Origin of the sequence: Haliea sp. (genome assembly GCF_041395985.1) — a bacterium.
Taxonomy (GTDB): Bacteria; Pseudomonadota; Gammaproteobacteria; order Pseudomonadales; family Halieaceae; genus Haliea.
In genome coordinates, this window is sequence record NZ_JAWKZJ010000001.1 from 71,656 (window position 1) to 90,719 (window position 19,064).

Here is a 19,064-nt window from a genome sequence, read left to right on the forward strand (position 1 = left end):
GTTGGAACATGGATGGAGCAGAACGCACCGTGAGGACGGCGCGCCCCGCCTCGTCAGGGCAGCAATTGCGTACCACTGTAGCCGCTCGCCTCAAGGCGCTGCTGCAGTTGCAGGATATCGTCATTGGCTGCCACTGGGCCAATGCGCACCCGGTACAGGCGGCCACTGCCGGTTTCTACCGGGCTCACCGCGATGGGCGAGGTCACCAGCGCCGCCAGCTCAATACGCAACCGCTGCGCTGCCGACTCTGAACCGAACGCACCCAGCTGTACGTACCGATAGTGCCCGGCAGGATTGTTGCGGCGGTCGTCAATGCCCGCCAGGTTGATAACCTCCACCTCGACCGGCGCGGTGCCTACCTCCATGAAGCCGAGCTTGACCGCTGCACCGTAGGACAGGTCTATCAGGCGGTCGCTGTGAAAGGGGCCGCGGTCATTCACGCGCACGATCATGCTGCGCCCATTGGCCAGATTGGTCACGCGGGCAAAGCAGGGAATCGGCAGGGTCTTGTGGGCGGCCGACGCGGAATAGAGGTCGAAAATCTCGCCGTTGCTGGTTTTCTGGCCGTCGAACTTGGTGCCGTACCAGGACGCTATACCGCGCTCGCGGTAATTCGTGAAGCTGTCGAGCACTTCATAGGTCTCGCCATTCACGGTGTAGGGACTGAAATTCCCCACGATAAGGATCGGGTCGGGACGTGGCACGGCATCGAGCACATCATCGGGGTGAATCGTGCGCAGGGGCGCACCGTCCTTGATCAAGGCACCTGTCGGCGCGGGTGGCTCGCCGGGCACGGTGACCACCTCCGGACCCCGCGTGGCGCAGCCAGCCAGCACCAGGGCCAGACCCGCAACAACCAGCAGACCACCCCGGCTCACTGAACCAGCCCCGCCGCCAGGCGCTGACTCAACTGGTACACGCTCATGGCGTACATGGCGCTGTGGTTGTAGCGCGTGATGACGTAGAAATTGTGCAGACCCAGCCAGTATTCATACCCTTCCTCCAACTCCAGACGTACCGGTGTCACCAGTGTCTCGTCTTCCAGCGGTGCCCTGGCGCGCAGGCCGCCGACCTTCAGTTCGTCCACGCGGCGCTTGGGCACCAGACCCAGCCCAAACCATGCTTCAGGTACCTCGGCGGAGGCCGCCGCAGGCACCACGACACCCTCGCCGCTGCGCCAGCCGTGGCGACGCAGATAGTTGGCCACGCTGCCAATACCATCCACCGGGTTATTCCAGATATCAATGCGGCCATCAGCGTCAAAGTCAATGGCGTAACTCCGATAGCTGCTGGGCATGAACTGCCCGTAACCCATCGCGCCGGCATACGAGCCCTGCATCGCGAGCGGGTCCAGCTGCTGTTCGGCGGTCAGGATCAGATAGTTCTTCAGCTCCTTCCTGAAATACGAGGAGCGACGGGGGTAGTCGAAGGCCAATGTGGCAAGCGCATCCAGCACGCGATAACTGCCGGTGATGCGGCCATAGGACGTTTCAACACCGAGGATGGCCAGCACAATCTCGGGCGGAACACCCAGTTCCGCCTGCACGCGGCGGAATGTGGCCTCGTGTGTGCGGTAAAACGCCAGGCCTTCGGTCACCCGCTGTTCGTTCAGGAAAATCTGCCGGTACTCATACCAGGGCTTGACCCGCTCCGCAGGCCTCGACATGGCCTCCAGGATGCGTTCCTGGCGCTCTGCGCTGGCCATCACCTGAAGCAGGTGATCGCGATCCAGGCCGCGCTCTTCCACCAGCTCGTCCACCAGTGCCCGCGCGGCCGGGAGGTCCCCGTAGCCCGCGCTGGCAGCTGCCGCCTGCCACCCACACCAAAGGGCCAGCAGCCGAACGGCCATCGCTTTCGTCATGCGCTGATTCTCACCAATACACTGCCTTGTCATCGCCGGCCCGAATCGCTGGTAGCCACGGCCATCAGCACGCCAAAACCGGCCATCAGTGTGACCACGGACGTCCCTCCGGCGCTGACCAGGGGAAGCGGCACACCCACCACCGGCAACAGGCCGGCGACCATGCCCATGTTAACAAAGATGTAGACGAAAAACGTCAGGGTGATGCTGCCCGCAACCATACAGCCGAAATTGCTCTTCGCGTTCACGGCAATCCAGAAACCGCGCAGGACGATCAGCAGATACAGCGCGATCAGTACCAGCACGCCGCGCATGCCGAACTCTTCCGCAAGCACCGCAATGATGAAATCGGTATGGCTTTCCGGCAGAAAGTCGAGTTGGGACTGGGTGCCGTTGAGCCACCCCTTGCCCTCCCAGCCACCGGAACCTATGGCGGTTTTCGACTGGATAATATTCCAGCCAGCGCCCAGCTTGTCGCTCTCCGGGTTGAGCAGGGTGAGGATGCGCTGTTTCTGGTAGTCCTTCAGCACATACATCCACACCGGCCATGCGGAGAGACAGGCCAGGACGAAGGCCCCCACGATGTAAGCCCAGCCTATGCCCGCCATGAACAGCACAAAAAGCCCGCTGGCGGCTATCAGCAGGGCGGTGCCGAGATCCGGCTGCAGCAGGATCAGCACCGAGGGCAGGGCCACCAGCAACAGGCAGGCCAGCACGTACTTGAAACGCGGCGGTAACGCGCGGGATGACAGGTACCAGGCCACGGTCAGCGGCATCACCAGCTTGAGGATTTCCGAGGGCTGAAAACGGAATCCACCCACCGACAGCCAGCGCTGGGCTCCCTTGGCCCCCACGCCAAAAAATATCACCCCCACCAGCAACAGCACACCCAACAGATAAAACCAGGGGGACCAGCGCTGGTAGCGCTTGAGGTCGATCTGCGCCGCCGCGAACATGACACAGTAGGCGAGCAGGAAGTACTGCCCCTGGCGGATAAGCGCCGGCATTTTCTGGCCCGACGCACTGTAGAGCACAAACAGGCCGAAGCCGGTGAGCAGCGCCAGCAACAGCAACAGCGGCAGGTCCAGGTGCAGGCGCAGGGCCAGGGGCTGTCTGCGTGAGAAATCAGAACTCTCACCCGGGAGCTGTAGCTGGCGGACGTAATCACCCATCGGTCTGCTCCTCTGCCACCCCGTCGACTGGCTCGGGGTCATCGACCAGCCAGGCGTCCAGCACGGCCCGGGCGATGGGCGAGGCCGCGGAGGCCCCGCCGCCATTCTCCACAATCACTGCGACGGCAATGGTGGGCGCCTCGTAGGGCGCGAAGGCGATGAACAGCCCGTGGTTGCGGTGCCGTTCGGCCACATCGGCCTCCACGTAAATCGCATTCTGCGCAATGCCGATGACCTGTGAAGTACCCGTTTTACTGGCCATTTCGTAGCGTATACCCTCGCCGATCTTGCGCGCCGTGCCCCGGGCACTGTGCACGACTGCCCGCATGGATTCGTGCACCGCCTCCCAGTAGGCCGGGGGGGCCGATAGTGTCTCGACAGGTTCATTCGGCAGTTCCTGGCCCGCCACGCTGCGCAGCAGGCGCGGCGTGCGCCACTGCCCACGGGTGGCGAGAACACTGGTCGCCGCCGCCAGTTGCATGGGTGTCGCCAGCATGTAGCCCTGACCGATCCCGGCACTCAGGGTTTCTCCCGGGTACCAGGGCTGGTTCATGGCGTCACGCTTCCAGCGGGTGGAGGGCAGCACACCGGGGCGCTCGTTGGTTGTGTCCACCTGGGTGCGCTTGCCGAGGCCATAACCAGAGAGGTACTCGTGCATGCGGTCTATCGTGAGACGCCGGGCGAGGTCGTAAAAGTAGACGTCGCAGGACTCTGCAACGGCCATGTGCATGTCCACACGGGGGGCATGCCCTGTGCCACGGATCTTCAGGATCCAGTCGCGATAGCGGCGGGAGTCTCCCGGGAGGCTGTACCAGCCGGGGTCCGGGACGGTGGTTTCCGGCGTCACCAGCCCCGCCTGCAGCCCTGCCATGGCCATCATTGGCTTCACCGTGGAGCCCGGCGGGTACTGGCCCTGTATGGCGCGGTTGAACAGGGGCACGTCCGGGGAATTGCGCAGCGCCTGGTAATCCGCAGAACTGATGCCGTTGACGAACAGGTTGGTATCGAAGCCCGGGGTGGAAACCAGTGCCAGCACGCCGCCGGTCCAGGGATCGATGGCGACCACGGCGCCGCGTTGTTCACCCAGCGCCTCCAGCGCGGTCTGCTGCAGCTCAAAGTCCAGGTGCAGCGTGATATCCGCACCCGGTACCGGGTCGAAGCGCTCCAGCACCCTCAGCACACGTCCATGCGCATTGGTCTCCACATTCTGATACCCCACCTCCCCGTGCAGCAGGTCTTCGTAGAATTTCTCCACGCCCACCTTGCCCACATGAAAGGTGCCGCGGTAGTCGCGCTCATCCAGGCTTTGCGCCTCCTGCTCATTGATCCGCCCGACATACCCCACCGCATGGGAGAACAGGGGGCCATGCGGATAGTGCCGCACCAGCTGCGCATCCACTGTGACACCCGGCATGCGGTGCCGGTTCACCGCCAACAGGGCGCGCTCTTCCTCGGTCAGCCGAAAACGCAGGGGCACCGCCTCGTAGGGACGACGACGCTGCAGCTTCTGCTGGAAGTTTTCGAGGTCGGACTCCGAAATGGGCAGCAGCGCCTGCAACTCCGCCAGCGTGGCATCGAGATCCTCCACGCGCTCGCGGACGATGGACAGGATATGGCTGGGCCGGTTGTCGGCCAGCAGCACGCCGTTGCGGTCGTAGATCAGGCCGCGTTTGGGGGGCAGGGGCTGCAATTGCACCCGGTTGCGGTCGGACTGGGTACGATAGATCTCGTAATCATTGATTTGCAGGTCGTAGTACCGCGCCAGTATCACGCCCAGCAAGGCCAGCACCAGCAGCACTGAAAACAGGATCCGGGTAATGAACAGGCGGGCTTCACCGCCGGGGTCCTTAAGAGGAATGTGCTGTGGCATGTCGTGCAGGGCCCGCGAGGTGGCTGGCTGGTGCGTCAGGCGCGATGATACGGGTGCCCGGCAGTGATTGTCCAAGCCCGGTACAGCTGTTCTGCAAGCACCACGCGCACCAGAGGGTGCGGCAGGGTGAGCGCGCTCAGTGACCAGCGCTGCTGAGCGCGCTGCAGGCAGTCCTGCGACAGACCGTCTGGACCACCAATCAGCAGGCTGACATGGGTCCCCGCCATCTGCCAGTCACTGAGTTCCTCTGCGAGTTGCTCAGTGCTCCACGCGGCGCCACGCACATCGAGTGCAATGACCCGGTCGCCCTCGGGCAGCGCCTTGAGAATCTGTTCGCCCTCGCGCAGCCGGAGCTGCTCCGGGCTGGTATCGCGTCCACGCCGGGCCAGGGGCAACTCACGCCACTCCAGGCGAATCTCCCGAGGCAGCCTGCGGCTGTAGTCCGCGACACCTTCGTTGACCCAGGCAGGCATTTTGCCGCCCACGGTAATGACCGTCAGACGCATCAACCACTCTGCCCGGTATCGACCCAGAGCCGCTCAAGGTCATAGAAATCGCGGGTCGCGGGCAGCATCACATGCACCACCACATCACCGAAATCCACCAGAACCCATTCGCCCGGGTTTTCGCCCTCAACCCCCAGCGGGCGGATGCCTTCTTTTTTGGCTTCCATGCAGACATTATCCGCGAGGGACTTGACGTGCCGGTTGGAGGTGCCACTGGCGATGACCAGGTAATCCATGACGTCAGTCAGGTCTCTCACATCCAGGGTGACGGTGTTGACCGCCTTCAGCTCATCCAGGGCATTGATGACGAGTTCTTTCAGGTTTTCGGCTTGCATCCGGTGTTGTTCTCTCCAGTTCAGAAATCGATGCCAGCCGCGTACAGCTGGTGCTTTTCAATATAGTCCAGTACCGGCTCAGGGAGCAGGTAACGCGGGGAACGCCCCGCAGCGCACAGGGCACGAATCTCGGTTGAGGAAATGTCCAGGGGCCGCAGTTCCAGCACCAGCACCGCTCCGGCAGGGTGTTGCTGCACTGCCGAGGGCTCCGCCGCCCTGTGCCGCGTCAGCCAGTCTGCCACTGCACCCTGCTCGGGCAACTGCCAGCCGGGCCGCGCGATCACCACAATATGCGCAAAGTCGAGCAGCGCCTGCCAGCGATGCCAGCGATCCAGGCCGAGCAGCGCATCGCAGCCCAGCACCAGACTCAGGCTGCGCTGTGGCCCATATTCAGCGCGCAGTTCCTGCAGGCTGTCGACCGTCCACGAGGGCCCGCTGCGCGCCAGTTCACGACGGTCACAGCACAGGCGGGGTTCACCCAGGATCGCCAGCTCCACCATGTCGGCACGGCGCGTCGCCGGGCAATCCGGCGCATCGCGATGCGGCGGCGTGGCGCAGGGCATCAGGTGCAGCCGGGCAAAGCCAAGGCGCTCGACCAGTTCCAGCGCAGAGCGCAGGTGCCCATTGTGTATCGGGTTGAAAGTCCCGCCAAGGATGGCAACCGGAGCGACACTGGCCTCGGGCAGCGTCAACAGCGAACCTGCCCCTCGCCAAATACCACGTACTTGCGCGATGTCAGGCCTTCCAGACCCACCGGCCCGCGGGCGTGCAGCTTGTCGGTGGAAATACCGATTTCCGCACCCAGTCCGTATTCAAATCCATCGGCAAAGCGCGTTGAGGCATTGATCATGACAGAGCTGGAATCCACTTCTCGCAGGAACCGCATGGCGCGTCCGTGGTGCTGCGTGACGATGCTGTCGGTGTGCTGTGACCCGTAATGATTGATGTGCGCAATGGCGTCATCAAGCCCGTCAACGATGCGCAGGGCAAGCACGGGCGCCAGGTATTCCTCAAACCAGTCCTGTTCAGTGGCGGCCTGCACGCCCGGCAGGATGGCGCTGCTGCGGGCACAGCCCCGCAGTTCGACACCTTTGGCGGCGAAGGCCTCGGCCAGGCGCGGCAGCAATACCGGCGCCTCTCCCGCCGCGACAAGCAGCGTTTCCATGGTGTTACAGGTGCCGTAGCGGTGAGTCTTGGCATTCACCGCAATGGCCACCGCCATGTCGTGGTCTGCGCCGGCATCGATGTATACATGGCAGACGCCGTCGAGGTGCTTGATCACCGGCACGCGGGCGTCGCGGCTGATGCGCTCAATCAGGCTCTTGCCACCGCGGGGGATGATCACATCCACATACTCGGGCATGCCGATCAGCGCACCCACCGCAGCCCGGTCGGCGGTTTCCACGACCTGCACCGCGGCAGCCGGCAGACCCGCCTGCCTGAGCCCCGAGGCGATACAGGCGGCGATCGCACGGTTAGAGGCCAGCGACTCGGACCCGCCGCGCAGGATCGTGGCATTCGCCGACTTCAGGCAGAGACTGGCCGCCTCCACGGTGACGTTGGGGCGCGACTCGTAAATGATGCCGATCACCCCCAGCGGCACCCGCATGCGGCCGACCTGGATGCCGCTCGGCATGCGGTTGACGTCACTGATGCTGCCCACCGGGTCGGCAAGCGCCGCCACCTGCTGCAAACCCTGCAGCATGGCATCGATCCGCGCCGGGGTGAGCTCCAGGCGATCCAGCAGCGGCGCATCGAGCCCGCGCTCGCGACCCCGGGCGAGGTCCTCGGCATTGGCTTGCGCCAGGCTGTCGCGGGCAGCATCCAGCGCCTCGCAGGTCGCCAGCAGGGCGGCATTGCGCTGCGCCGTACTCGACGCCGCCAGCTGTCGCGAGGCGGCGCGCGCCGCGCTCCCCAGCTCCTGCATGTAATGCTCAATGCTCATTCCGCTTCCCGTGCCTGTTTCGCTGCCGATTATACCTGAAGCCCGGGGCGGGTGTGCTAATCTGCTGACAGACCGCACAGGAGCCCCCATGAACGACCTGCCCACCCTCGAATGCTTCTACGACTGTTCCAGCCCCTGGACCTACCTCGCCTTCCACCGCCTGCAACCCCTGTGCCGCGACCTGGGCATCGCGGTCGACTGGCGCCCGATCCTCGTCGGCGGGGTGTTCAATGCGGTCAACCAGGGGCTGTATGCGGCCCGGGAAAGCATGTTCAACAATCCCCGCCGCCTGGGCCACTACCAGAAAGACCTCGCGGACTGGGCGGAGTATTGTGGCCTCACCATCCGTCACCCGGACGTGTTCCCGGTGAACTCGGCAGGCGCGATGCGCGGCGCCCTGTTCGCTGCCGAACAGGGGCTGCTGGTACCCTGGTCAGAGGCCGTGTTCGCCGCCTACTGGGGCGACAACCGGGACATCTCGCAGCAGGACGTACTCGCGCAGCTGGCTGCGGATGTGGGTCTGGACCCGGCAGCGACGCTGGCTGCGACCCGCGACCCCCACTACAAGGCACTGCTGCGCACCAACACCGATGAGCTGGTGGAACGGGGTGGCTACGGCTCTCCGACGCTGTTCATCAACGGGTCGGACATGTATTTCGGAAACGACCGCCTGCCACTGGTGGAGTACCGCATCAGGCAGTGCCTCGCCGGTGACGGGCGCTGAGGCCCGGGGTCCGGGCCGCGCCCGGCGTCAGCTGGCGCTCTGGGCGGCAGCGGCTTCCTTGACCAGCGCCAGCAGTTCACCGCTGGCGTGCATCTCGGTGACGATATCGCAACCACCGATGAGTTCGCCGTTGATCCACAACTGCGGGAAGGTCGGCCAGTTCGCGTACTTGGGCAGGTTGGCGCGAATATCGGGGTTGGACAGTACATCCACGTAGGCGAAGCGCTCACCGCAGGCCATCAGGGCCTGTACAGTCTGCGCGGAAAACCCGCACTGCGGCTGGTTGGGGGAGCCTTTCATGTACAGCAAAATGCTGTTGCTCTGAATCTGCTCCTTGATCGTGTCGAGAATATCCATAGTGTTCCATGCCTGTGTTGGGGGTGCGTGTTGGACCCATTGCGAAGGCGGAAGTTTACCCGATCCGGGGAGAAAACGCAGGCATGATACGGGCAGGCTGTACGGGGCGCGGTAGGCTGACCGGGTCGCGGCAAGGCAATTGCCAAGCTCTCGCAATGCCGCTAATATCACGGTCTGACAGGCAGCTAGCGCTGCCTTTTTGCGTTTCTGGGCCCCTGAGCGGGCCCTGCCATTGGGGAGAAAAGCCGGTGTCCGCGTTGATGCAAACCTATGCAAGGCTGCCCGTGACCTTCAGTCACGGCGAAGGTGTCTACCTGGTGGACACCGATGGCCGACGCTATCTGGATGCATTGTCCGGCATCAGCGTCACCAACCTGGGCCATGCACATCCCGCCGTGACCGAGGCCGTACAGCGCCAGGCGGGGTGCCTGCTGCACACCTCGAACCTCTACCACATTGCTGCGCAGGAGGCGCTGGCCGACGCCCTGACGGCCGTCTCCGGCATGGAGACCGCCTTCTTCTGCAACTCCGGCGCGGAAGCCAATGAAGCCGCCATCAAACTGGCCCGGCTGTACGGCCACCAGCGCGGCGTGGAAAAGCCCGCGGTCATCGTGTTCGAGAACGCCTTCCACGGCCGCACCCTCGCCACCCTCAGCGCCACCGGCAACCGCAAGATCCAGGCGGGCTTTGAACCGCTGGTATCGGGCTTTATACGAGCGCCCCTGAACGACCTGGCGGCCGTGCAGCAAATCGCCGCCAACAACCCGGACGTGGTGGCAATACTGGTGGAGCCGATTCAGGGCGAAGGCGGTATCAGGGTCGCGGACACGGCGTTCATGCAGGGCCTGCGCGCACTCTGCGACGCTCGGGGCTGGCTGCTGATGCTCGACGAAGTGCAATGCGGCAACGGCCGGGCCGGCCACTATTTCGCCTGCCAGGGTATGGGTGTGGTGCCGGATGTGATCACCACCGCCAAGGGGCTGGGCAATGGCGTGCCCATCGGCGCCTGCCTGGCCCACGGCCCGGCAGCAACCGTGTTCAGGGCAGGCCACCACGGCTCCACTTACGGCGGCAACCCGCTGGCCTGTGCGGCCGGGCTTGCCGTGGTGAATACGGTGGTCAATGAAGGGCTGGCGAAACGGGCCACCGCGGCGGGCGCACACCTGCGGCAGCGGCTGGAAGCGGCCCTGCAGGGTTGCGACAACCTGGTCGAGATACGCGGTCGCGGCCTGATGATCGGTGTGCAGTTGCGCCGTGAATGTGGCGACCTGGTACAACGTGCGTTGGCAGCGGGGCTGCTCATCAACGTCACAGCGGGCGACACTATCCGCCTGCTGCCGCCGCTGATCTGCAGCGACGCACAGCTGGACGAACTGGCCGCAGGCCTCAATACATTGATCCGGGACTTCGATTGAAGCCCGGACCAGCGCTTTAGCAGGAAACTCTCATGGCGTCACCCCGGCACTTCCTAACCCTGCTCGATTTCAGCCCCGACGAATTGCAGTCACTGATCAATCGCGCCAGCGAATTGAAACAGGGGCACCGCGCGGGCGCCGACCAGCGTCGCTTCCCGGGCAAGGTGCTGGCGATGATCTTTGCCAAGTCCTCGACCCGCACCCGCGTCTCCTTTGAGGCCGGCATGGCACAGCTCGGCGGGCATGCCATGTTCCTGTCACCCCAGGATACCCAACTGGGCCGCGGCGAACCCGTGGAAGACAGCGCACGGGTGATCTCCTCCATGGTGGATGTGGTGATGATCCGCACCTTCGGCCACGACATCGTGGAACGCTTTGCGGCCCACTCCTCGGTGCCCGTGATCAACGCGCTCACCGATGACTTCCACCCCTGCCAGCTGCTGGCGGATATGCAGACCTGGCAGGAGCACCGGGGCCCCATGGCGGGCAAGACCGCCGCCTGGGTCGGCGACGGCAACAATATGTGCCAGTCCTATATCAACGCCGCACGGCAGTTCGACTTCAAGCTGCGCATCGCCTGCCCCCCCGGATTTGAACCCCGCGCCGACCTGCTGCGCGACAACCGCGACCGGGTGGAGCTCAGTCATGACCCGGTTACGGCAGTGCGCGGCGCCGACCTCGTGGTGACCGATGTCTGGGCCTCGATGGGCCAGGAAAAAGAACAGCAGACCCGCGCGCGCCAGTTTGCACCCTACCAGGTGAACGAAGCCCTGATGGCGCACGCCGCCAGCGATGCCCTCTACCTGCACTGTCTGCCGGCCCATCGCGGCGAGGAGATCAGCGCGGGGCTCATGGATGCGCCGGATACGGTGATCTGGGACGAGGCGGAAAACCGGCTGCACGCCCAGAAGGCGCTGCTGGAGTTTCTGCTGCAGGGCGGCTAATAACCGGGGCGCCTAAACGCAAAAATTCTTAGAAGAATTTATTTACTCGCGCCTCTGAACCGCGCTGCTTCACGTCGCGCAAGGGCAACTTCAAGCTCATTGCGGCCTGCGGGGTAAGTGGGTACAGACCTACCGCTTCACCCACAACTTATCCACAACATAAACCCAGCCTTGCGGCCTTGCATTGCCGGCAGGGTCGCTTTATCTTGTGCTTTATCCTCCCGGATACCCCAACATGTGGGGCCTCGACCACACAATAAGGCTGCCCGCCCCGCGCCGTACGGAGACGCTATGCACACCGAAACCACCCTCACCAGCACCACCGGCACCCAGACCGGTGCCGAGACCACCCCGGTTCCCGCCAGTATCGCTGCCACCGCCCCCGGCCAGCTGCGCGTCATCAAGCGCAACGGCATGGTGGTGTCGTTCGAGGAGAGCAAGATATCCGTCGCCATCACCAAGGCCTTCCTTGCCGTTGAGGGTGGCACTGCGGCGGCGTCCAGCCGCATCCATGAAACCGTGGCGAAGCTGACTGACCAGGTGGCGGCCACGTTCCGCCGCCGTATGCCCTCCGGCGGCACCGTGCACATCGAGGACATTCAGGATCAGGTGGAACTGGCGCTGATGCGAGCCGGAGAGCACAAGATCGCGCGCGACTACGTCATTTACCGCGAAGAGCAGGCGCGCAAGCGGGCCGCGCGGAAGGCACTGTCGCCGGCGGCCCAGGAAGCCGCCGGGAATATCACCGTAATCCAGGCCGACGGCAGCCGTGCTCCGCTGGATCTGGAGCGTCTGCACACGGTGGTCACCGAGGCCTGCAGCAACCTGACCGACGTCAGCAGCACACAGATCATTGATGAGGCGCTGCGCAATCTGTACGACGGCGTCACCGCTGCGGAACTGGCCACGTCCCTGGTGATTACTGCCCGCACCATGATCGAGAAGGAGCCCAACTACACGTATGTCGCCGCGCGCCTGCTCTGCGACAACCTGCGCGCCGAAGCCCTCAATTTCCTCGGCGTTGCACAGTCTGCGACCCAGGGCGACATGAACCAGCTCTACGCCCGGGCACTACCCGCCTACATTCAACGCGGCGTGGAACTGGAACTGCTGGACCCGAAGCTCGCCCAGTTCGATCTGGAGCGCCTCGGTCAGGCCCTGTTGCCGGAGCGCGACCTGCAGTTTACCTATCTCGGTCTGCAAACCCTCTACGACCGCTACTTTATCCACAGCAACGATGTGCGTATCGAATTGCCCCAGGTGTTCTTCATGCGCGTTGCCATGGGACTCGCCGTTGCCGAGGCCGACCGGGAGGCACGGGCCATCGAGTTCTACCAGCTGCTCTCGTCCTTCGACTACATGAGCTCCACCCCGACCCTGTTCAATGCGGGCACATTGCGGCCACAGCTGTCCTCCTGCTACCTGACCACGGTGCCCGACGAACTGCACGGCATCTTTGGCGCCATCCAGGACAATGCCATGCTGTCCAAATTCGCCGGCGGTCTCGGCAACGACTGGACACCGGTGCGTGCACTCGGCTCCTATATCAAGGGCACCAACGGCAAAAGCCAGGGCGTGGTGCCGTTCCTGAAAGTGGTGAACGATACGGCGGTGGCCGTCAACCAGGGTGGCAAGCGCAAAGGCGCAGTGTGCGCCTACCTGGAAACCTGGCACCTGGACATCGAGGAGTTCGTCGAGCTGCGCAAGAACACCGGCGACGACCGCCGCCGCACCCACGACATGAATTCCGCCAACTGGATCCCCGACCTGTTCATGAAGCGGGTCTTCGACGATGGCGAGTGGACCCTGTTCTCGCCCAACGATGTGCCAGACCTGCACGACCTGTATGGCCGTGCCTTCGAAGAGCGCTACACGTGGTACGAGGAGCAGGCACGCGCCGGCAAACTGAAACTGCACAAGACCCTGCGCGCGCAGAACCTGTGGCGCAAGATGCTGGCCATGCTGTTTGAAACCGGCCACCCCTGGATGACCTTCAAGGACCCCTGCAACCTGCGCTCACCGCAGCAACACGTGGGTGTTGTGCACTCCTCCAACCTGTGCACGGAAATCACACTGAACACCAGCAAGGACGAGATTGCCGTGTGCAACCTCGGCTCCATCAACCTGCCACAGCACGTCGGCGAAAACGGCCTCGACCTCGACAAGCTGCGCAGGACGGTGCGCACTGCCGTTCGCATGCTGGATAACGTGATCGACATCAACTACTACTCGGTGCCGCAGGCGGAACGCTCCAATCTACGCCACCGCCCGGTGGGCCTGGGACTGATGGGCTTCCAGGACGCGCTCTACCGCCAGCATATCGCCTATGGTTCCGAGCAGGCCGTCGCCTTTGCCGACCGGTCCATGGAAGCCATCAGCTACTACGCCATCGAGGCCTCCAGTGAGCTGGCGGCCGAGCGCGGGGCCTACTCCAGCTACGAGGGCTCGCTCTGGAGCCAGGGCATTTTCCCCATTGACTCCCTGGATATCCTCATTGAACAGCGCGGCGCCGATTACATACAGGTCGACCGCAGCACATCCCTCGACTGGGACAGCCTGCGTGCAGCGGTGAAGGAGCGCGGCATGCGCAACTCCAACGTGATGGCCATCGCACCCACCGCGACCATCGCCAACATCACCGGCGTATCGCAATCCATTGAGCCCACGTACCAGAACCTGTACGTCAAATCCAACCTGTCCGGCGAGTTCACCGTGGTCAATCCCTACCTGGTGAACGACCTGAAGGCGCGCGGACTCTGGGATGGCGTCATGGTGAATGACCTCAAGTACTACGACGGCAGCGTGCAGGCTATTGATCGCGTACCAGCGGACCTGAAGGCCATTTACGCCACCGCGTTCGAGGTGGAGCCTCGCTGGCTGGTGGATGCCGCCAGCCGTCGCCAGAAATGGATCGACCAGGCCCAGTCGCTGAACCTGTACATCAACAACGCCAGTGGCAAGAAGCTCGACGTCACTTACCGCATGGCGTGGTACAGCGGGCTGAAGACCACCTACTACCTGCGTTCGCTGGCGGCCACGGGGACCGAGAAGTCCACCATCAGCACCGGCAACCTGAACAAGGTGTCGTCCGGCAGCCAGACCGTGCAGGCGGCACCCGCCGCGGTGCCCACGGCGTGCTCCCTGGACGACCCGGACTGTGAAGCCTGCCAGTAGGCCGGGCCCACAGATATCCTGAAACAACAGAGACGGCAAAAGGACAACAGTACATGCTGAGTTGGGACGACTACCACCAGGACGAGACGCAAACAGCACCGGCACCGGCCAAGGCACCACCACCGCCGCCGGCGCTGGAGGCCACGCCCGTCGCCGCTGTGGAGGACACGGCTCCTGTCGTGGCACCGACGGCCGCGGCCAACGTGGCCGCCGCCGCGCGCGCCGTGGAGGCGCTGGATGTCGCACCCGGGCTGGAAGAGCTTGAGATGGGTGCAGCGCGGGTGTCAGTCGACGAGAAGGCCATGATCAACTGCCGAGCGGACCTCAACCAGCTGGTGCCCTTCAAATACGACTGGGCCTGGCAGAAGTACATCGACGGCTGCGCCAACCACTGGATGCCACAAGAGATCAACATGACGGCGGACGTGTCCACCTGGAAGAGCGCCGACGGCCTGTCCGAGGACGAGCGGCGCATCGTCAAACGCAGCCTAGGCTACTTCTCCACGGCCGATTCACTGGTCGCCAACAACCTGGTGCTGGGCATCTACCGCCTGATCACCAACCCCGAGTGCCGTCAGTACCTGCTGCGCCAGGCCTTCGAGGAAGCGATCCATACCCACGCCTACCAGTACTGCATCGAGTCACTGGGCATGGACGAGGGCGAGGTGTTCAACATGTACCGCGAGGTTCCCTCCGTGGCCAAGAAAGCCACCTGGAGCCTCAGTCACACACATCACCTGTCGGACCCCAGTTTCAAGACCGGCACCGTGGAGAACGACCAGACCCTGCTACGCAACCTGATCGGGTTCTACGCCGTCACTGAAGGCATCTTCTTCTACTGCGGCTTCACCCAGATCCTGTCGATGGGCCGGCGCAACAAGATGACCGGCGTGGCGGAGCAGTTCCAGTACATCCTGCGCGACGAGTCCATGCACCTGAACTTCGGCATTGACGTGATCAACCAGATCAAGCTCGAGAACCCCCATCTGTGGACCGAAGCCTTCCAGCAGGAAGTGATTCAGATGATTCTGGAAGGCACACAGCTGGAAATCGAATACGCGCGGGACACCATGCCGCGCGGCGTGCTGGGCATGAACGCGGCCATGATGGAAGAGTACCTGCACTTTATCGCCAACCGCCGCCTCTCGCAGCTTGGCCTGCCAGAGCAGTTCCCGGGGGTGCAGAATCCCTTCCCGTGGATGAGCGAGATCATGGACCTGCGCAAAGAGAAGAACTTCTTTGAAACCCGTGTGATCGAGTACCAGACCGGCGGCGCGCTGAACTGGGATTGATCACCCCGGGGGCGGCCCGCCTGCGAGTCGCCCCCGTACCCGAGGACTGCCAATGGACCAGCAAGACGAAGCACAGCGCAACAGCGAAAAAGTCCTCATGGCACTGGATCAGATCAGCCAGACCATTGATGTGATGAGCAGTGTCGTGACCCGGCTGCGCAAATACGTACAACAGCAGTCAACGGCCAAGCAGGGCGAGCTGCAGGCCGAAATGCGCCCGGATCGGGTGCTGCACTGACGTCAGGCGGCATCGGGCAGCCACTCGCCAGACGCCCTAACGCATGCCGCGCCGGCGCAGGATCTCCAGCTGCTCGTCATCGTGGCGGAAACAGGGCACGCACTCCGGGGGCCCTTCCAGGGTAACGATGTCGGCCACTTCACCCAGCACCACCTCGGTAATCAGCGGCAGATCCAGGCTGCGGGCCTGCTCCAGGTCAATCCACTGCAATTCTGACAACTCGTCAGAGGCGTATGAAAAGTCGTCCGGGTCACCTACAACGGCGCCGGCATCAACCAGAAAAAAACGTGCATCAAACCGTCGGGGCGCGCCCGGCGGGGTAATTGCCCGAAACACGTAACGGAAGTTGCCGGCACAGGGCAGATGCGCCCTGGCACTGAAGTCGGCCCAGTCCGGGGGCACTGTGCCCTGCCAGTCACCGGGCGCGCCCAGCAGCAGGCCGGATTCCTCCCACACTTCCCGCACGGCAGCAGCCTGCAGGGCGTGCACCCGCTCCGGCGGAGCAGCCTCGGCCAACCGGCGTGCGCACACCGGCCCCACCCGGCCCGCCATGGGCACACGGGCATCGGCGGGGTCCACGGCGCCACCCGGGAACACGAATTTGCTTGGCATGAAAACGGCGCGGGAGCCTCGCTTGCCCATCAAAACCCGCGGCTGTGACAGGCGATCACGCACCAGAATCACGGTGGCCGCATCGCGTATGGGCACCTGTGTCTTGCCCGCTGCAGGCTGCCCTTCTGGCACTCTCGTCAATTCACTGGTCTCCTGTAAGCCTCGACTCTTGAGTATAAACGCTTGCTTCCGCCGGGTCTGCCGCGGCGGGGCCCGAAGTCGCCCCGCGGTGGGAAGCACGCATTTTCCTTACCCGGGCGGCGGTTTTTGCCTATACTCACAGCGGAATTCATTCCACTAAGGATACGACATGCTGACGTCACGATTGCTTGTACTGTTGCAGATTACCGCGTTTCTGGTGGCAAGCACGGTGGGAACGGCGCAGGCCGCCATCATCGGCACGGCAGAACACCTGGCCGACCAGAGCCGGAGCGAGCAACTGGCGCAGATCAGCGCCACGCTGGCCAGCGACACCGTTCAACAGCATATGCTGGAGATGGGCGTAAGCCCCGCAGACACCCTTGCGCGCATCAACGCCCTGTCCGACGCCGAATTGCAGCAGCTGGCGCAACAGCTGGACGCGCTGCCCGCCGGCAGCGGTGCGCTGGGAGTGCTCGGCGCGCTCTTCCTGGTGCTGCTGGTGTTGGAACTGATCGGGGTCACCAACGTCTTCAGTAAGCTTTGATTCGCAGTGCGGCGCTCGCGCTGGTAACCCTGCTCAGCGCCTGCGCCACGATCACCGCCCAACCGCCAGACGAGGCTGCGAGCGAACTCACCACAGTGCCGTTCTTTCCACAGGAAACGTATCAGTGCGGACCCGCTGCACTGGCCACCCTGCTGGTGCACAGCGGTGTGGCCATCACCCCGGAAGCCCTGGTGCCGCAGGTCTATCTGCCCGGCCGCGGCGGCAGCCTGCAAGTGGAACTGCTGGCCGCCACGCGCCGTTCCGGGCGTATCCCATTCACCCTGCAGGGTCGTCCCGCAGCACTGTTCGAGGAGCTTGAGGCCGGCAATCCGGTACTGGTGTTACAGAATCTGGGGCGGGAGTGGCTGCCGCGCTGGCACTACGCGGTGGTCGTGGGCTACCAGCCAGAGACTCAACGTGTGCTGTTGCGCTCGGGGGCCGAACAGCGTCGGCTGGAGCGCTGGAGCCAGTTCATCACCAGCTGGGCCTATGCCGACTACTGGGGCCTGGTCATTCCCCGCCCCGGGGAGATTCCAGCCAGTGGCTCGGCCGACAACCTGGCACGTGAACTTGCCGGGCAGGAGGCGCTGCTCGAGCCGGCGCTGGTCGCGGCCATCTGGGACGCAGCACTGGCACGCTGGCCAGACAATCCGAACCTGCTGTTCGCGGCGGCCAATGCCCGCCGCGCGAACGCAGACACCGAAGGCGCTGCGCAGCGCTACCGCACACTGCTGATGCAATCGCCGCAGCATTTACCAGCGCGCAACAATTTCGCCGACCTCCTGTTACAGGCGGGCTGCCCGGTCAGCGCAGAAAGGCTGATCGCCCCGGCACAGCAAGCAACCACGGCGCTCTCTCCAACCGTTGCGGAGGCCGTAAGGCAAACCGCCGCGGACATCGCGCGCCAGCGCGCACAGGTCAGCTACGACCCGGAGCATTGCCGGGCACTCACACAGGATCCCACACGGCCATGACTGACGTTCTGCGTACGCCTGATCACCGTTTCGACCATCTCCCCGGCTTTCCCTGGGCACCGAATTACCAGATGGTGTCTGATCAGCGCCACGGGCAACTGCGCATGCACTACCTGGATGTGGGCCCGCGCGACGGACGCATCGTGCTCCTGCTGCATGGCGAGCCCAGCTGGTGCTTTCTCTATCGGCACATGATCCACGCACTCAGCAGCCGTGGACTGCGCTGTATCGCCCCGGACCTGATTGGTTTTGGTCGCTCAGACAAACCCACGGCACGCAGTGCCTACAGCTACGCCGGCCACGTCGCGCAGGTCGGTGAATTGTTGTGTGCGCTGGATGTTACCGGTGCAGTGTTGGTCTGTCAGGACTGGGGAGGCCCCATCGGCCTGTCTCTGCTCGCCCGCATGCCCGAGCGCTTCTGCGCGGTGGTGGCCGCGAACACCCTGCTGCCCGGCTGTGAGCCACCCCCCAACGGGGTCGCACCCTGGCCGGGCGAGATCGTGGAGCAATGGGTTGCAGCCACCCGGGACGCCGATGACCTCGATGTGTCCGGGGTGATAGCCGCCGTCTCCTGTACCCCACTCAGCCCGGACGTGCTGGCGGCCTATGATGCGCCGTTTCCGGACCCGCGCTACAAAGCCGGTGCACTGGTTTTCCCCAGCCTGATACCCACTCACGCCGATATGGCCGGCGCGCCTGAAAATCGCCAGACCTGGGCCTTCCTGAGCCAATGGCAGCAGCCCTTCATCACCGCATTCAGCGACAGCGACCCGGCGACCGCCGCCTGGGCCCCGGTGTTCCAGCGGCGGGTTCCCGGCGCCCGTGGCGTCGAGCACCCGGTGATAGCCGGCGCCGGGCACTTTCTGCAGGAGGAACAGGGCGAGGCCCTGGCCGCCGTTGTGGCGCAGACCGTCGACAGTCTGCCTTCCGTGCAGCCAGGCTGATCCGCCACCCGTCGCG

The 19,064-nt window shown here is 64.2% G+C and carries 19 protein-coding genes; 9 read left to right on the forward strand and 10 right to left on the reverse strand.

Features of this window, described 5'->3' with window-relative positions; genetic code table 11:
• Positions 1-53 precede the first annotated feature (53 nt).
• The 8 genes from R3E49_RS00335 to R3E49_RS00370 are packed head-to-tail and all read right to left on the reverse strand — an operon-like array spanning position 54 to position 7,689.
• A complete protein-coding gene (locus tag R3E49_RS00335) occupies positions 54-878 on the reverse strand; it encodes a septal ring lytic transglycosylase RlpA family protein (RefSeq protein ID WP_371293235.1) in 825 nt (274 codons plus the stop codon).
• Positions 875-1,861, reverse strand: a complete 987-nt coding sequence (gene mltB, locus R3E49_RS00340; protein WP_371293236.1) for a lytic murein transglycosylase B — start codon at positions 1,859-1,861, stop codon at positions 875-877. Before mltB ends, R3E49_RS00335 begins: the two co-directional genes overlap by 4 nt.
• Positions 1,862-1,890: 29 nt before the next feature.
• Positions 1,891-3,033, reverse strand: a complete 1,143-nt coding sequence (gene rodA, locus R3E49_RS00345) for a rod shape-determining protein RodA (protein ID WP_290742133.1) — start codon at positions 3,031-3,033, stop codon at positions 1,891-1,893.
• Positions 3,026-4,903, reverse strand: coding sequence for a penicillin-binding protein 2 (mrdA, locus tag R3E49_RS00350; RefSeq protein ID WP_290742136.1), 1,878 nt, complete (start codon positions 4,901-4,903; stop codon positions 3,026-3,028). Before mrdA ends, rodA begins: the two co-directional genes overlap by 8 nt.
• A 35-nt stretch (positions 4,904-4,938) precedes the next feature.
• On the reverse strand, positions 4,939-5,409 hold the full coding sequence (gene rlmH / locus R3E49_RS00355) for a 23S rRNA (pseudouridine(1915)-N(3))-methyltransferase RlmH (protein ID WP_290742139.1): 471 nt from the start codon (positions 5,407-5,409) through the stop codon (positions 4,939-4,941).
• Positions 5,409-5,744 (reverse strand): ribosome silencing factor, encoded by a 336-nt coding sequence (gene rsfS, locus R3E49_RS00360; protein WP_290742142.1) that lies wholly within the window; start codon positions 5,742-5,744, stop codon positions 5,409-5,411. Before rsfS ends, rlmH begins: the two co-directional genes overlap by 1 nt.
• Positions 5,745-5,764: 20 nt before the next feature.
• The gene (gene nadD, locus R3E49_RS00365) at positions 5,765-6,436 is read right to left on the reverse strand and encodes a nicotinate-nucleotide adenylyltransferase (protein ID WP_371293237.1); all 672 of its coding nucleotides are present in this window, start codon (positions 6,434-6,436) and stop codon (positions 5,765-5,767) included.
• On the reverse strand, positions 6,433-7,689 hold the full coding sequence (locus R3E49_RS00370) for a glutamate-5-semialdehyde dehydrogenase (RefSeq protein ID WP_371293238.1): 1,257 nt from the start codon (positions 7,687-7,689) through the stop codon (positions 6,433-6,435). Before R3E49_RS00370 ends, nadD begins: the two co-directional genes overlap by 4 nt.
• Before the next feature lie 88 nt (positions 7,690-7,777).
• Between R3E49_RS00370 and R3E49_RS00375 the strand changes: the two genes are divergently transcribed.
• Positions 7,778-8,413, forward strand: a complete 636-nt coding sequence (locus R3E49_RS00375) for a 2-hydroxychromene-2-carboxylate isomerase (RefSeq protein WP_371293239.1) — start codon at positions 7,778-7,780, stop codon at positions 8,411-8,413.
• A 27-nt stretch (positions 8,414-8,440) separates the two neighbouring features.
• Here R3E49_RS00375 and grxD read toward each other — a convergent pair whose 3' ends face one another.
• Positions 8,441-8,770, reverse strand: coding sequence for a Grx4 family monothiol glutaredoxin (gene grxD, locus R3E49_RS00380; protein WP_290742152.1), 330 nt, complete (start codon positions 8,768-8,770; stop codon positions 8,441-8,443).
• A gap of 248 nt (positions 8,771-9,018) precedes the next feature.
• On the opposite strand from grxD, the gene R3E49_RS00385 reads away from it, so the two are divergent.
• The 5 genes from R3E49_RS00385 to R3E49_RS00405 all read left to right on the forward strand — a co-directional run bounded on the left by R3E49_RS00385 (position 9,019) and on the right by R3E49_RS00405 (position 15,833).
• A complete protein-coding gene (locus R3E49_RS00385) occupies positions 9,019-10,185 on the forward strand; it encodes an aspartate aminotransferase family protein (protein WP_371293240.1) in 1,167 nt (388 codons plus the stop codon).
• Positions 10,186-10,217: 32 nt separating this feature from the next.
• Positions 10,218-11,129 (forward strand): ornithine carbamoyltransferase, encoded by a 912-nt coding sequence (argF, locus tag R3E49_RS00390; protein WP_371293241.1) that lies wholly within the window; start codon positions 10,218-10,220, stop codon positions 11,127-11,129.
• 291 nt (positions 11,130-11,420) lie between these two features.
• Positions 11,421-14,303: a ribonucleoside-diphosphate reductase subunit alpha gene (locus tag R3E49_RS00395; RefSeq protein ID WP_371293242.1), complete on the forward strand. Its 2,883-nt coding sequence runs from the start codon at positions 11,421-11,423 to the stop codon at positions 14,301-14,303.
• Positions 14,304-14,356: 53 nt separating this feature from the next.
• Complete coding sequence (locus R3E49_RS00400; protein ID WP_371293243.1) at positions 14,357-15,595, forward strand: ribonucleotide-diphosphate reductase subunit beta; 1,239 nt, start codon at positions 14,357-14,359, stop codon at positions 15,593-15,595.
• A gap of 52 nt (positions 15,596-15,647) precedes the next feature.
• Positions 15,648-15,833, forward strand: coding sequence for a hypothetical protein (locus R3E49_RS00405; RefSeq protein ID WP_371293244.1), 186 nt, complete (start codon positions 15,648-15,650; stop codon positions 15,831-15,833).
• A gap of 36 nt (positions 15,834-15,869) precedes the next feature.
• On the opposite strand, the gene R3E49_RS00410 is transcribed toward R3E49_RS00405, so the two are convergent.
• The gene (locus tag R3E49_RS00410; protein ID WP_371293245.1) at positions 15,870-16,586 is read right to left on the reverse strand and encodes an NUDIX domain-containing protein; all 717 of its coding nucleotides are present in this window, start codon (positions 16,584-16,586) and stop codon (positions 15,870-15,872) included.
• 169 nt (positions 16,587-16,755) lie between these two features.
• On the opposite strand from R3E49_RS00410, the gene R3E49_RS00415 reads away from it, so the two are divergent.
• Genes R3E49_RS00415 through R3E49_RS00425 form a run of 3 tightly spaced genes read left to right on the forward strand, consistent with a single transcriptional unit; the run spans position 16,756 to position 19,048 of the window.
• Positions 16,756-17,130, forward strand: a complete 375-nt coding sequence (locus R3E49_RS00415) for a PA2779 family protein (RefSeq protein ID WP_290742169.1) — start codon at positions 16,756-16,758, stop codon at positions 17,128-17,130.
• Positions 17,127-18,104, forward strand: coding sequence for a PA2778 family cysteine peptidase (locus R3E49_RS00420; RefSeq protein WP_371293246.1), 978 nt, complete (start codon positions 17,127-17,129; stop codon positions 18,102-18,104). Before R3E49_RS00415 ends, R3E49_RS00420 begins: the two co-directional genes overlap by 4 nt.
• Positions 18,101-19,048 (forward strand): haloalkane dehalogenase, encoded by a 948-nt coding sequence (locus R3E49_RS00425; RefSeq protein ID WP_371293247.1) that lies wholly within the window; start codon positions 18,101-18,103, stop codon positions 19,046-19,048. Before R3E49_RS00420 ends, R3E49_RS00425 begins: the two co-directional genes overlap by 4 nt.
• Positions 19,049-19,064 lie beyond the last annotated feature (16 nt).

What these genes read in the sequence shown, in the direction of transcription:
- mltB (WP_371293236.1), bottom strand. Translation starts at nt 1,861, where the DNA reads ATGACGAAAGCGATGGCCGTTCGGCTGCTGGCCCTTTGGTGTGGGTGG.
- rodA (WP_290742133.1), bottom strand. Translation starts at nt 3,033, where the DNA reads ATGGGTGATTACGTCCGCCAGCTACAGCTCCCGGGTGAGAGTTCTGAT.
- mrdA (WP_290742136.1), bottom strand. Translation starts at nt 4,903, where the DNA reads ATGCCACAGCACATTCCTCTTAAGGACCCCGGCGGTGAAGCCCGCCTG.
- rlmH (WP_290742139.1), bottom strand. Translation starts at nt 5,409, where the DNA reads ATGCGTCTGACGGTCATTACCGTGGGCGGCAAAATGCCTGCCTGGGTC.
- rsfS (WP_290742142.1), bottom strand. Translation starts at nt 5,744, where the DNA reads ATGCAAGCCGAAAACCTGAAAGAACTCGTCATCAATGCCCTGGATGAG.
- R3E49_RS00370 (WP_371293238.1), bottom strand. Translation starts at nt 7,689, where the DNA reads ATGAGCATTGAGCATTACATGCAGGAGCTGGGGAGCGCGGCGCGCGCC.
- R3E49_RS00375 (WP_371293239.1), top strand. Translation starts at nt 7,778, where the DNA reads ATGAACGACCTGCCCACCCTCGAATGCTTCTACGACTGTTCCAGCCCC.
- grxD (WP_290742152.1), bottom strand. Translation starts at nt 8,770, where the DNA reads ATGGATATTCTCGACACGATCAAGGAGCAGATTCAGAGCAACAGCATT.
- argF (WP_371293241.1), top strand. Translation starts at nt 10,218, where the DNA reads ATGGCGTCACCCCGGCACTTCCTAACCCTGCTCGATTTCAGCCCCGAC.
- R3E49_RS00395 (WP_371293242.1), top strand. Translation starts at nt 11,421, where the DNA reads ATGCACACCGAAACCACCCTCACCAGCACCACCGGCACCCAGACCGGT.
- R3E49_RS00400 (WP_371293243.1), top strand. Translation starts at nt 14,357, where the DNA reads ATGCTGAGTTGGGACGACTACCACCAGGACGAGACGCAAACAGCACCG.
- R3E49_RS00405 (WP_371293244.1), top strand. Translation starts at nt 15,648, where the DNA reads ATGGACCAGCAAGACGAAGCACAGCGCAACAGCGAAAAAGTCCTCATG.
- R3E49_RS00415 (WP_290742169.1), top strand. Translation starts at nt 16,756, where the DNA reads ATGCTGACGTCACGATTGCTTGTACTGTTGCAGATTACCGCGTTTCTG.
- R3E49_RS00425 (WP_371293247.1), top strand. Translation starts at nt 18,101, where the DNA reads ATGACTGACGTTCTGCGTACGCCTGATCACCGTTTCGACCATCTCCCC.